The organism is Candidatus Thiothrix putei (assembly GCA_029972225.1).
GTDB classification, from domain to species: Bacteria; Pseudomonadota; Gammaproteobacteria; order Thiotrichales; family Thiotrichaceae; genus Thiothrix; species Thiothrix putei.
Genome location: CP124756.1, coordinates 3,122,292 through 3,135,618 on the forward strand (window position 1 = coordinate 3,122,292; position 13,327 = coordinate 3,135,618).

Sequence of the window (13,327 nt, forward strand, 5' to 3'; positions counted from 1 at the left end):
TAAATGGATCGTTTTCCCGTCTTTCTCGACCTGCATAACCGTCAGTGCCTCGTTGTTGGTGGTGGCAAAGTAGCCGAACGTAAAGTCGATAGCCTGCTAAAAGCGGGCGCTGTCGTCACGTTAATTGCCCCTGACATCACCACGGAAATGGGCATTATCATTGGCGGGCAAAACGTCCAGCACCATGCACGTCCGTTTGCCGACGGCGACATTGAGGGACAATTCCTTGTCATTGCTGCCACTAATAATCCCAGCGTCAATGCGCACATTGCCAGCCTTGCCGATGCGCGAAATATGCTGGTGAATGTGGTCGATGATGCCTCGGTTGGCAATTTCATTATCCCCTCTGTCGTTGACCGCTCCCCCGTCACTATTGCTATTTCTACCGGCGGCGCGTCCCCCGTGTTAGCGCGGCAATTGCGGATGAAGCTAGAAACCATGATTCCGCCCCAATGCGGCGAACTCGCTGGCATCACCGAAGAATACCGCGACATTGTGAAAAAACACCTGCCCGAAGCACAGCGCAAAACCTTCTGGGAACAAGCCCTGAAAGGCCCGTTTGCCGAACTGGTGTACGCAGGTCACGTCGAGGATGCGCGGCGTTTGCTGGATGAAATGCTGGCAAGCTACCCCAACGGGCAAACGATGGGCGAAGTGTATTTGGTCGGTGCAGGCCCCGGCGACCCCGATTTGCTGACCTTCAAAGCCTTGCGCCTAATGCAACAAGCCGACGTGATGGTTTACGACCGTCTCGTCTCCAAGTCGATTTTGGACATGGCAAACCAACGCGCCGAACGCATTTACGTCGGCAAAGAAAAAGCCAGCCATGCCGTGCCACAAGATCAAATCAACGACTTGCTGGTAAAACTAGCCAAGCAAGGCAAGCGCGTGTTGCGTCTGAAAGGCGGCGACCCCTTCATCTTCGGGCGCGGCGGCGAAGAAATCGAAACGCTGGCAGAAAACGGTGTACCGTTCCAAGTTGTTCCCGGCATTACCGCCGCCTCCGGCTGCTCGTCTTACGCAGGGATTCCGCTCACGCATCGCGATTACGCGCAATCCTGCACTTTTGCCACCGGGCATTTAAAAGACGGCAGCATCGACCTGAATTGGGCGCAATTATCGCAACCGAATCAAACCGTGGTGTTCTACATGGGTTTGACCGGCATCGAAGTGATCAGCCAACAATTACAAGCCTTCGGACGTTCCGGCGATACGCCTGCGGCATTGGTCGAGCAAGGCACAACCCGCAACCAGCGCGTCCACATCGGCACGATTGCTACCTTGCCGCAATTGGTGAAAGACAGCGGGGTTCGCGCCCCCACCCTCACCATCGTTGGCGAAGTGGTGCAGTTGCATAGCAAATTGCATTGGTACGAACCGCAACGCCACGTTATTGCCAGCGAATTCAGCCTCGATCACCCTGTCGCCCCTGTGGAGGTATAAACCATGTCCGAAACCCGCATCAGCGTTGAAACCTTCAAGCAAAACTTGAATGCCGTCGCGCAACCCGATTTCAAACACAATATGAGTTCCGAGGGGAATTGTTCCGAAAACGAACCCTATGCCATGCAAGTCATCGACGACAGCATGGAGCCGGAATTCGCCAAAGGTTGCGTGATCGTGATCGACCCGACCGGCATTGTGCGGGATGGCGCGTATGTGTTCGCGATTGACGACAAAGACGAATACATTTTCCGCCAATTGCGCATTGTCGAAGGCAAATACATCCTCGTGGCCCTCAACGACGACTACGAAGCCATCGAAATCAGCGGCATGAACCGCATCGAAGGCGTGATTACCCAACGGTCGGCAGGCAGTTATCGACCACCCAATGGCAAACGCCGCACTTACCACAAGTGGTACGACAAATGACGATTATGTACGGCATCCCCAATTGCGATACCGTGAAAAAAGCCCGTGCTTGGCTGGGTGAACGCAGCATTGAATACACCTTCCACGATTTTCGTAAGGATGGCGTGAATCCGGTGTGGTTACGTGCATGGGTAGCAGAATTCGGCTGGGAAACGCTGGTCAACCGCAAAGGCACAACTTGGCGCAAACTGCCGGAAGAAACCCGCGAAAACATGGATGAGGCGATTGCGTTAGTGGTGATGGAAGAATTGCCGTCGATCATTAAACGTCCGTTACTCGATACGGGGACGCGGCACGTGGTGGGGTTTTCGCCGGATACTTACCGCGAGCTTTTTCAAAACTAAAACAGAGATTCTTTGATGTCCGCTACTCTCGATCTTGCTATCGACCTGATTTCACGCCCCTCCGTCACGCCATTGGATGAAGGTTGCCAGCAATTGCTGGCGGATCACCTTGCGCCGTTGGGCTTTGTGGCTGAACATCTGCGCTTTGGTGACGTGGATAATATCTGGCTACGCCGTGGCACGACCTCTCCCGTGTTTTGCTTTGCAGGGCATACCGATGTTGTTCCCACCGGGCCGTTAGAGGCGTGGGATAGCCACCCGTTTCAGCCGGAAATTCGTGACGGGATGTTGTACGGGCGTGGCGCTGCGGATATGAAAGGCAGCATTGCCGCATTCACAATTGCCTGCGAAACCTTCGTGCGCGAAAACCCTAATCATCAAGGTTCGATTGCATTCCTGATCACCAGCGACGAAGAAGGCCCTTCCATCAATGGCACGGTCAAGGTCGTGGAAGTGCTGGAACAGCGCAACGAGAAAATCGACTGGTGCTTGGTCGGCGAACCATCGAGTACTTGCTGCGTGGGTGACGTGGTGAAAAACGGGCGGCGCGGTTCACTCAATGGCGTACTCACCGTGATCGGACAGCAAGGGCATGTGGCGTACCCGCATTTGGCAGACAACCCCATTCACCGTGCCGCACCTGCTTTGGCGGAACTGGTGAGCATTGAATGGGATAAGGGTAACGAGTTTTTCCCGCCGACCAGCTTCCAGATTTCCAATATCAAGGGCGGGACGGGTGCGAATAATGTGATTCCGGGAACGCTGACAGTGGAGTTCAACTTCCGTTTCTCAACAGAACAGACCGAAGCAGGTTTACGCGAGCAAGTGGAAGCAATTTTCAAGCGTCATAGTTTCACGCATGAATTGAAGTGGACACTATCAGGAAACCCCTTCTTAACGCCACGCGGGGATTTGGTTGATGCGAGTCTCGCAGCGATTCAAGCCGTGAGCGGGCAAACCACAGCGTTATCGACCGCAGGTGGAACATCTGACGGACGTTTCATTGCACCTACCGGTGCTCAGGTAATGGAATTAGGGCCTGTCAATAAAACTATTCACAAAGTAAATGAATGCGTTGCTGTAGCCGATTTGGATGCATTAACGATTATTTACCAAAAAATTCTAGAGCATTTACTTGTGAAAGATGTGTCGGGATAAGCCCCGACACCCTCTTTAACTAGGCTTTTACTTCAACATTATTTGAAGGTTTTGCGAGGCCGCCCACGTTTCCGCTGGGTGATCTGGCCTTCTTCTAACTCTGCGGTTGCCCACTCCGTTAGACTTTTGTGAATGTGTTCAGCCACTACCTGTAAGCGATCTTCTAAAGCTGTGCGAAAAAATGCTTCACGCTGCTCACTGGCACGTAAGGCTTCACGCAACTCACGAACCTCTTCTTTATAATTCATATCCAGCTCTTCAAGCTGGCTGCGTAATTGATTAATTTTATGCGTCAGTTCGTCCCGAATTTTGCGCTTTTCTTCCGCTGCTTGCGTTCTCACCTCAGCAAGCGTACTGGATGTAGCGCCTTTTGGGCGTCCTCTGCCACGTTTATTAGGCAAATCGTCTGTCTGCATGGATGTCTGACCTATTTCATTGTCTTGGCTATTGTTTGGTAGCGTCGTCATGCTGGGCATTCCGTTCATATAATCCGCAGTTCTCACTGTTTCTCCCTCACAAGAACATATAAGTTGTTACTTGATACTGACTGTCGATGAATTATTATCTGAATAAATATTCAACATTTCAAGATGATATTGGAAACTTATTCAAAAATAAATAAAATTATCCAATCAAATTCTTTATTAATGACATTAACAGCAACAGGTGCTGCTAATGCTATAAATTGATCTGTCGCAAGTATGAATAGGTTACACTTTTTTTTGTTACGGTTTCAATTAAAAAGCATATCCCTACAGAATATTTCTCATTGAGTCTGGAGACAGAGTATGCGATGTTAGGGCGCTTTAAATGCTGCATGGAAAGCATGAGAATCAAATTACCCCAGCGTTTCTTGCTTAGCACACTCACAGGCGTAGCGTGTAGTAGTCCTGCCATTGCACTTGCGCAAACAGGATGGATGGCTTGCCCTGTACCCACAGCGGATGCTGCGCATGAAATTCAGCGCCCTAAGCATTTGCCTCCTCAAGCGGTTTACATTGAGGCGAACTCTGCATTGTTTCGCAGCCAAGGCATTTCCACCATGAGCGGAAATGTACATATTTCTCAAGAAAACAAAATCTTACAAGCCGATCAAGCAAGTTATGAACAGCCAGCGGGTATTATCACGGGTTCCGGTGGCGTCAGTTTTAGCAGTGACAATATGCAAGTCCGTAGTCGGGAACTCCGCTACAACCTGCCCCAAAATACAGGTGAAATGTTAGCGGCGGAATACTATTTACCACAAGCTAATGGTCAGGGCATCAGCAAGCGCGTCGTACAAGAATCACCCAAACTAACCCGGCTAGACGACTCCACCTATACAACGTGTCCAGTGAACCAAGCAGATTGGAGCTTGAATGCCAGCACGATCAAACTGGATCATACTCAGGAACGTGGTACAGCCCGTAATGCCACTCTAAAAATCAGAAACTTACCGGTTTTATACTTACCGTATTTCTCTTTCCCATTAACCGATGCGCGTAAATCTGGCTTTCTTTGGCCTACCATTAGCACCAACGAACGTTCTGGGCTACAACTCAGTGCACCTTACTATTGGAATCTTGCGCCTAACTACGACCTGACGCTAACCCCTACGCTATTAGGCAGGCGTGGTTTACAACTAGGAACCGAAGTACGTTATCTAACAGAAAAACATCACGGTGAAGTCAATTACGTCCTTTTACCTAATGACAACGCCAGTGACAAAAACAATCGTTACTACTTTAATGTCCATAACGACGCCCGCCTAGGCGCAACTTCTAGTTTACAATTAAAAGCAGAAGGGGTTTCTGATGACCAATATTTCGTGGATCTGGGCAACTCCCTAGAAGCCACCAGTGTGGTCAATCTAGAACGACGCCTAGAATACCGAACTGCCAGCGATAATTGGTCATTTTCCAGCCTATTACAAGATTATCAAGTGCTGGATGGCGGCATCGCACCTCACGCAAAACTACCGCAATTGCTACTACGCTATCACCCACCCCGTAAAGGTAACGGCTTAAATCTGGATGCAGAAACCGAATACACCCAATTTAGCGGCAGCACCACCGAAACCAATGGCACACGCTGGGATTTTGTGACACGTGCCAGCAAACCCTTTGTCACCGAGTCTGCCTACATCAAACCATCACTGACATTGCGACATACCGAATACCACCTTGATGATGCCGACAACACGCACATTAGCCGCTCGTTGCCCAGTGCCAGTCTCGATACTGGATTGTTTTTTGAACGTAATATCAAGCAAGGGCGCTATATCCAAACGCTGGAACCACGTTTGTTCTACACCTACACCCCCTATCGTGATCAAAGCAATATCCCCGTATTTGACTCCTCGGCACGCAGTTTGAGCTACAATCAATTGTTTGCCGAAAACCGCTTTACAGGTAAGGATCGCATCGGGGATGCCAACCGTCTTACAGCATCCGTTTCCACCCGCATCCAATCACCCGAAGATGGGCGCGAATTGTTCCGTGCTAGCATTGGTCAGATGTACCATTTTGATGAGCGCAAAGTCACCCTCCCTGACGAAGCCCCCCTACAAGGCAATCGTTCTGAACTCATTTTGGAAGCGGCGGGAGAGATCAACCCACGCACACGTCTAAATACCACTGCTTATTGGGATAGCAAGGAAAACACCGTTAATGCCGGGGAAGTGCGTATTAACTATAAAGATGATAAGAAACGCCTACTTAACGTCGGTTATGCGCAACGTAAAGACAATTTTGAGTCCGTCAACCTATCTTTCGCAGTACCCGTCAACCAAAATTGGAAAGCTGTCGGCGCATGGGAACATGACCTGCAAAATGATCGTGACCTCGAAACCGTAATCGGTGCAGAATATGAAAGTTGCTGCTGGAAAACCCGCGTCGCCAGCCGCAATTACCTGCTCCCGGACAACACTACCCGTGACAATGCCGTGTTTGTCGAATTTGAGCTGAAAGGACTGGGCAACTTCGGCAGTGGTACTCGTGACCTGCTGCAAAATCGTGTGCATGGATATGAATAAACTAACGCTTTCCCCCTTACTTAGCGCGACGGCCTTGGCTTTGCTACTCACCGTCCACCCCGTCCAAGCTGATAACACCGCAACCCCACTTGACCAAATTGCGGCAGTCGTCAACAGTGATGTCGTCATGATGAGCGAAGCCCAGCAACGCGCCCAAATCCTGCGCTCTTCCAGTCAAGCGGCGGCAAGCCTTGCAGCACCCGTCCTCCTGAAACAAGCAGTCGACAACCTGATCCTTGAAAAACTGCAACTTCAGCAAGCCGATGCGGCTGGTATCCAGATTGATGATGTCACCCTGAACAAAACCATTGCCGGTATAGCCCAACGTAACCAACTGAGTCTGCCCGCTTTTCAACAAGCTCTGCAACAAGAAGGCATCGACTATGCAGAATTCCGGGAACAAACACGTCGCAAATTGATGGCAGACGCTTTACGTAAACGTGAAGTAGAACGTCGGGTACAAGCCACGTCCGCCGAAGCCGCTGGCACGCAAGCAGAGGAGCAATTTCAGGCATGGTTACAAGAATTGCGCAACGAAGCTTACGTGGAATACCGCATTCCAGTGGAACGTAGTGGCCTGACGCTACAATAGGCAAACACGATGACAACCAACAAGCTACGTATCGCGATCACTGCTGGTGAACCGGCGGGCATCGGCCCTGACATTATTCTGACGCTCTTGCAACAACAGCAGTGGACGGCTGATTTAATTGTCATTGCCGACCCGGCGGTATTACGCGAACGCGCTCAACAACTGGGAATTCAACTACGTCTACGCCCTTATGCACCTGATGAAATACAACGCCCTTGCGTAGCGGGTGAGTGTTTCATTTTACCTGTTGCCTGTGCAGCACCTGTCACGACTGGTGTTCTCAATCCTGCGAATGCAGAGTACGTGCTGCAAACCCTGCGACGGGCGGTTACGGGTTGTCTGACGGGTGAGTTTGCTGCAATGGTCACTGCTCCCTTACACAAAGGTGTGATTAATGATGCAGGAATCCCCTTTACAGGACATACCGAGTTCTTAGCGGAACTGACTGATGCTGCGTTACCGGTCATGATGCTAACCGCTGGCACATTGCGGGTAGCCTTGGCAACGACACATGTTCCGCTGAGCATGGTGAGTTTCTTGATTACGCAAGCATTACTGGAAGAAGTACTAACTATCCTGCATCACGATTTGCAAACGCAATTCGGCATTGCCAACCCACATATTCTTGTTTGTGGCTTAAACCCTCATGCGGGTGAAGGCGGGCATTTAGGCATGGAAGAAATTGAAGTGATCACGCCTGCCATCCAACGCTTGCAGCAACAAGGCATGAAATTGACCGGGCCATTACCGGCTGACACCTTATTCACCCCTCGGCACTTACAAGGAGCCGATGCCGTACTCGCTATGTATCACGATCAAGGCTTACCGGTGCTCAAATACGCTGGTTTTGGGAAAGCTATCAATATTACCTTAGGATTGCCGATTATTCGCACCTCTGTCGATCATGGTACTGCACTGGATTTGGCAGGCACAGGCAAAGCTGAAACGGGCAGTTTACGTGAAGCTATTGAACTTGCTGTACAGTTAGGCATGAGTCGGGCATAAAAAAGGGCATCCCGAAGGATGCCCAACCGCTAGGAGGATATAACCATCACCTGTTTAAGAAATAAAGTGCTGCTTATATCATTCTGACGAGGTAACTAGTTAGTCGCTATTGAAGGAATATTGGTTCATAATAATATTCATATATTTTAATGATTAGAATATAACTAAATACTAATACACATATCACAACAAAGCAAGGTAATTGTCAAGAGGTTTTTATTGAATGTCTAACAAACAACAACTTGTTATCGTTATCGCCCTACTCTGTGGGTTAGTTTTACTCTGGTTTCTCAAGCAAGACCCCGCTTTAAACCATCTCAATGCTGCTCTGAAAAGCGACACAGTTTTGCAAACCTACCCTTATACGTTCCGCACCATCAAAATTGAAAACGGTGTTGCTACCCTGACTAGCCCACGCTCGCCACAAGTCTCAGTATTGCAATTCTTACAGATAGTCAAACCACATCTGGATACCAACAACCCTGATAGCCCAACAATGATTGCTGCACAAAAAGAACTGGCACAAGTGCAGGAAAAAGCTGCGGAAATTGCCAAATCACAACCCGGAATCAAAGACGTTGAATGGGAAATTGACCGGAGTTGGTATGCCAGTCACGGAGTGACCGTGGAATGATACCCCCGTATCAGACTGATAATTCCCGCCCCCCTAACAATAAAGCGAATTCCAGCATTTCATCCCACAGCCGTTGCGGGTGACGCGATACATCTTGCCCTACCCCTTTGCTATGCTGGTCTAGTCGCGCAGCCAATGCAAACAAACGCTGCCAATCTGCGGCTAACATGCGCCGCAATGCCGTTTGAAATAAGCCTTGGCGAGCTTTAGGCATTCGCAGCAACAAGGCTTGGTTAGAGACATTATTGCGGATGTTTTCGCACCCCGCATAAAGCTGGCGCAGTAGATCGGCTAACGCCCAAACCAATAACGGGGTTGCTGTGTCCTCTTCCTGCAATACCAACATAATATGACGAATGCGGCGGGCATCTTGGGAAAGTATTGCCTCAGCAAGATCAAATACGCTAAACCGGGAGTTGTCTTCCACGACTGCCATGATGCTCGCAGCCGTCATGGGGCGGCTACCGTAAAGTAACACCAACTTGCCAATTTCCTGCACTGCTGCTAATAAATTACCTTCTACCCGTTCGGTCAGGTAACGTACTGCCTCATTATCGGGCTGCAATCCAGCCTGCTTCATACGCCGGGCGATCCACGCTAAGGTTTGTGCTGGGGATAAATCCCACACTTGCACACTCACCCCCAATTGCTCAACTTTTTTGACCCATGCGGTACTTTTACACGCCTTATCTAAGCGCCCGGTCTGAAGCAGCAATACTTTGTCAGCAGGCAGGTAATCAAGGTAATGCTGTAAGGCTTTAGTACCTGACTGCCCTGCTTTACAGGTAGACATCCTCACATCCAACAATTTTTTATCCGCAAACAATGACAGCGCTCCTGCGGCATCGTATAACGCCCCCCAATCAAATTGCGCATCTACCATCAGCACATCACGTTCACTAAACCCTCTTCCTGCCGCCGCTTTACGGATAGCATCAGCGGTTTCCATCACTTGCAGCGGTTCATCCCCGCTAATCAAGTAAACGGGGGCGAGCGTATGGCGAAGATGATCTTCAATCTGTTCAGCGCGAACTTGCATAGGTATTATTCAGTAGAGCCAAAAGCAAAATACTAGCATATCAGGCTTTTTAGGTGATTTTTGTTTAGAATCGCCGTTTAAATTAACCCAAGTGCTTGCTCACACACAAACTAAACCCATGAAAATCACTTATTGTTCTCATTTTTTGGCGGTATTGACCTTGTCAGTGGGCGTCATCACGCAGACAGCCGCCGCCCAAACAGATGCTGTTTGCCAGTCACAAGTATTGTCACCGGCACAATTTCGCCCTAGTAGTGAAAATGTTACCGTTCACGAACCCAGTACCCGCTATGCCACTACACCCATACAAATGGGCTATGGGGAAAACAAAGTAAAAGTAGCGGATGCTTACGTGGAATACACCATCATTCCCGCTAAATTCGGTGAAATCACCGAAACTATTGAAGTTGAACGTGAACGGGTCGAAATTGAAACGCTGCCAGCCACTTACCGCACTGAAACCAAGCGTCTCAAAGTAAAAGAGGCCACCAAGCGCTGGAACCCTGCCTGCCCAGCCGTCTTAGCTGAACAAGGTAATTTACCAGAAAATTGCTTGCTAGAAGTCCCTGCGGAATACACTAATGTTACCCGCGAGGTCATTGATACACCTGCTCGCACGGTTAAAAAAGTTATTCCTGCACGTACCGAAACCATCACCCGTAAAGTCTTGTTAGAACCAGCAAAAATTGTGCGTGAGGAAATTCCTGCTGTTTACACGACCATAAAAATTGCGCGAGTCGAACAGCCTGCCAAAATCACCACATCCCAACAAACCGCCAAAACACAAAGCATTCCGATACAGCAAACTATGCACCCAGAGCGCCTAGTCACTATGCCTGCACTCTGTGAGTCAGAAGTTTCCTCAGAAACTATTCAACGCTTACAGGTATCTCTGCAACAACGGGGGTATTACCCAGCCCCTCCCGATGGAGAACTTGGCATAAAAACTCGTACCGCACTAACTCGCTTTCAGGAAGATAACAATCTTGCCAGCGGTGCTATTACCTTAGAGACACTGCAAAAATTACAGCTTCAATAGAGACTTGCGCGAGTTTCCTGCTAAACTGTGGCGAATTTAAAAATACTAGAATTAAGGAGTCATCATGTCAGAACAGAGCGGAATCCTGATCGGCAAAGGCGAACATCAGGTTTTCCTGAATCCGCGTTTTGCTAACCGCCACGGTCTTATTGCGGGTGCTACCGGCACGGGTAAAACCATTTCCCTGCAAGTGTTAGCGGAAGGATTCTCCCGAATTGGCGTGCCTGTCTTCATGGCGGACATCAAAGGTGATCTGACCGGTATCAGCACCCCCGGCAAACCTCACCCTAAAGTAGACGAGCGGGTTGCCAAGATCGGCATCGACAATTTCCAGTTTGAAGGTTGCCCGACGGTTATCTGGGACTTATCCGGTGAACGTGGGCATCCAGTGCGTGCTACCATTTCTGACATGGGGCCACTATTGCTGGCGCGTCTGCTGGATCTGAATGATACCCAGGAAGGCGTGTTGAATATTGCCTTCAAGTTTGCGGATGATCAAGGCATGTTATTGCTTGATCTCAAAGACTTACGCTCGATACTTCAATACTTGGGTGAAAATAGCAAGGAATTTAGCAATGCTTACGGCAATGTCAGCTCCGCCTCTATCGGTGCGATTCAGCGGCAATTACTGGTATTGGAACAACAAGGTGCTGACCAGTTTTTCGGTGAACCAGCGCTGGATTTATGGGACTTCATGCGCACCGGTACAGGTGGCTACGGTAACGTCAACATTCTCGCCGCAGACCGCCTGATCAATACCCCGCGCCTGTATTCTACTTTCCTACTGTGGCTGCTCTCTGAACTGTTTGAAGATCTGCCTGAAGTCGGCGACCTCGACAAACCCCGCCTCGTCTTTTTCTTTGACGAAGCCCACTTATTATTCAATGGCGCACCTAAAGCCCTAGTTGAAAAAGTTGAACAAGTCGTCAAATTGATTCGCTCCAAAGGTGTAGGCATTTACTTCATCACCCAAACCCCGCTGGATGTACCCGAATCCGTGTTGGGGCAACTCGGCAACCGCATTCAACACGCCTTACGCGCCTTTACCCCGCGTGATCAAAAAGCCGTGCGTACCGCTGCTGAAACCTTCCGGCAAAACCCTACGATCAATACTGCTGAAACCATCATGCACATGGGCGTGGGTGAAGCGTTAGTATCGGTACTTGATGACAAAGGTACGCCGACTATTGTACAACACACCTTAATTCGCCCCCCACAATCACGTATTGGCCCACTCACTGACGCTGAACGCACCGAACTGTTACGCACCAGCCCCTTTGCAGGTCGTTACGATACGACAATTGACCGCGAATCGGCTTACGAGATGCTACAAAAACGTGCGGAAACCGCTGCTGAGGAAGCTGCGGCTATGGAAGCAGAAGCTGCCGCACAAAAAGCCGCTCGCCGCACTAGCAGTTCCAGCCGACGTGCTAACCCAGAACCTGAAAGCTTACTCGGCGGGCTTGGAGAAGCGTTTGTGAAAAATGCGGTGAAAGCCGCTACTTCCAGTGCAGGGCGACGCATAGGGACGCAAATCGTGCGCGGCCTACTCGGCTCCTTGTTTAAAGGGCGCTGAGTAATCGTAGGTAAAACGCTGGCATTTTCACACCGGATTGCTGCATATCGGCACATTTCGGTGTAGAATGCCGTACTTTTACGGTATTTGAGAGCAAAGGCAGATTTCAATGGCAAGCATTCTTCTGCTCAATGGACCAAACTTAAACCTGCTAGGCAAACGTGAACCAGGACACTATGGCAGCATGAGCTTGCCCGATATTGAAGCACGCCTAACTGCACTGGCTAATCAGCAACAACAAACCTTGCTGTGCTACCAACATAATGCTGAAGGGGCTTTGGTTGACCGTATTCACCAAGCATTGGATGAACAGATTGATTTCATTCTAATCAACCCCGGCGCTTACACCCATACCAGCATAGCCCTACGGGATGCCTTGCTGGGTGTTGCCATTCCCTTTATCGAAATACACTTATCCAATGTGCATCGCCGTGAACCTTTTCGCCATCACTCTTATCTGTCTGATATAGCCGAAGGCGTCATTTTAGGTTTGGGTACATTGGGCTATGAACTCGCACTGTATGCCGCTATACAGAAACTCAACAAACACGACAGAGCATTAACCCATGATGGACGTTCGTAAAATACAAAAACTAATCAGCTTGCTGGAAGGCAGCGATGTCGCCGAAATCGAAATCAAAGAAGGCGAAGACTCGGTACGCATCAGCCGTGTCAATTCTGGCATGACCTTAGCCAGTGCACCACTGCAACACTATGCACCGCATCCAGCACAGATGATGACAGCACCGGTTGCTGCACCTGCACTGGCAGCGGCTGAGCCTGTTGCTGCCTCAACACCTTCAGGCCATGTTGTCGAATCACCGATGGTGGGTACGTTCTACCGTGCCTCTTCACCAACGGCTAAAGCCTTTGCCGAAGTCGGGCAAAGTGTCAAAGTCGGTGACACTTTGTGCATTATCGAAGCCATGAAAATGCTTAACCAGATTCAATCCGACGCATCTGGTGTCATCAAAGCCATTCTGGTTGAGAATGAACAACCTGTCGAATTCGGGCAGCCGCTGTTCATCGTTGAATAATCGTTGCGATTGGCTAAC

At 49.7% G+C, this 13,327-nt stretch carries 14 protein-coding genes; 12 read left to right on the forward strand and 2 right to left on the reverse strand.

Annotation, left to right across the window (positions count from 1 at the left end; all coding sequences use genetic code 11):
* The first annotated feature begins 3 nt into the window (after positions 1 to 3).
* The 4 genes from cysG to dapE are packed head-to-tail and all read left to right on the forward strand — an operon-like array spanning position 4 to position 3,374.
* Positions 4 to 1,443, forward strand: coding sequence for a siroheme synthase CysG (gene cysG / locus QJT81_16015; GenBank protein WGZ93301.1), 1,440 nt, complete (start codon positions 4 to 6; stop codon positions 1,441 to 1,443).
* 3 nt (positions 1,444 to 1,446) lie between these two features.
* On the forward strand, positions 1,447 to 1,872 hold the full coding sequence (locus QJT81_16020) for a S24 family peptidase (GenBank protein ID WGZ93302.1): 426 nt from the start codon (positions 1,447 to 1,449) through the stop codon (positions 1,870 to 1,872).
* Complete coding sequence (locus tag QJT81_16025; protein WGZ93303.1) at positions 1,869 to 2,216, forward strand: ArsC family reductase; 348 nt, start codon at positions 1,869 to 1,871, stop codon at positions 2,214 to 2,216. The genes QJT81_16020 and QJT81_16025 overlap by 4 nt, the downstream gene beginning before the upstream one ends.
* 15 nt (positions 2,217 to 2,231) lie before the next feature.
* Entirely contained in the window at positions 2,232 to 3,374 is a 1,143-nt protein-coding gene (gene dapE, locus QJT81_16030; GenBank protein WGZ93304.1) for a succinyl-diaminopimelate desuccinylase, read from the forward strand.
* Positions 3,375 to 3,412: 38 nt separating this feature from the next.
* On the opposite strand, the gene QJT81_16035 is transcribed toward dapE, so the two are convergent.
* The gene (locus QJT81_16035; GenBank protein ID WGZ93305.1) at positions 3,413 to 3,841 is read right to left on the reverse strand and encodes a DNA-binding protein; all 429 of its coding nucleotides are present in this window, start codon (positions 3,839 to 3,841) and stop codon (positions 3,413 to 3,415) included.
* 359 nt (positions 3,842 to 4,200) lie between these two features.
* On the opposite strand from QJT81_16035, the gene lptD reads away from it, so the two are divergent.
* The 4 genes from lptD (at position 4,201) to QJT81_16055 (ending at position 8,618) form a co-directional block, all read left to right on the forward strand.
* Positions 4,201 to 6,387, forward strand: coding sequence for an LPS assembly protein LptD (lptD, locus tag QJT81_16040; protein ID WGZ93306.1), 2,187 nt, complete (start codon positions 4,201 to 4,203; stop codon positions 6,385 to 6,387).
* Positions 6,374 to 6,979, forward strand: coding sequence for a SurA N-terminal domain-containing protein (locus QJT81_16045; protein ID WGZ93307.1), 606 nt, complete (start codon positions 6,374 to 6,376; stop codon positions 6,977 to 6,979). Before lptD ends, QJT81_16045 begins: the two co-directional genes overlap by 14 nt.
* A gap of 9 nt (positions 6,980 to 6,988) precedes the next feature.
* Complete coding sequence (gene pdxA, locus QJT81_16050; GenBank protein WGZ93308.1) at positions 6,989 to 7,984, forward strand: 4-hydroxythreonine-4-phosphate dehydrogenase PdxA; 996 nt, start codon at positions 6,989 to 6,991, stop codon at positions 7,982 to 7,984.
* 223 nt (positions 7,985 to 8,207) lie between these two features.
* A complete protein-coding gene (locus QJT81_16055; protein WGZ93309.1) occupies positions 8,208 to 8,618 on the forward strand; it encodes a hypothetical protein in 411 nt (136 codons plus the stop codon).
* Between the two features lie 10 nt (positions 8,619 to 8,628).
* Here the strand turns inward: QJT81_16055 and holA are convergent, their stop codons facing one another.
* A complete protein-coding gene (gene holA / locus QJT81_16060) occupies positions 8,629 to 9,657 on the reverse strand; it encodes a DNA polymerase III subunit delta (GenBank protein WGZ93310.1) in 1,029 nt (342 codons plus the stop codon).
* 118 nt (positions 9,658 to 9,775) lie between these two features.
* Here holA and QJT81_16065 point away from each other — a divergent pair, with 118 nt between their 5' ends.
* From QJT81_16065 to accB, 4 genes are all read left to right on the forward strand, one after another.
* Positions 9,776 to 10,696 carry a peptidoglycan-binding domain-containing protein gene (locus QJT81_16065; protein ID WGZ93311.1) on the forward strand — a complete coding sequence of 307 codons (921 nt, stop codon included), beginning with the start codon at positions 9,776 to 9,778 and terminating at the stop codon, positions 10,694 to 10,696.
* Between the two features lie 64 nt (positions 10,697 to 10,760).
* A complete protein-coding gene (locus QJT81_16070; GenBank protein WGZ93312.1) occupies positions 10,761 to 12,272 on the forward strand; it encodes a DUF853 family protein in 1,512 nt (503 codons plus the stop codon).
* Positions 12,273 to 12,381: 109 nt separating this feature from the next.
* Positions 12,382 to 12,855: a type II 3-dehydroquinate dehydratase gene (aroQ, locus tag QJT81_16075; protein WGZ93313.1), complete on the forward strand. Its 474-nt coding sequence runs from the start codon at positions 12,382 to 12,384 to the stop codon at positions 12,853 to 12,855.
* A complete protein-coding gene (gene accB, locus QJT81_16080; protein WGZ96505.1) occupies positions 12,842 to 13,309 on the forward strand; it encodes an acetyl-CoA carboxylase biotin carboxyl carrier protein in 468 nt (155 codons plus the stop codon). The genes aroQ and accB overlap by 14 nt, the downstream gene beginning before the upstream one ends.
* Positions 13,310 to 13,327 lie beyond the last annotated feature (18 nt).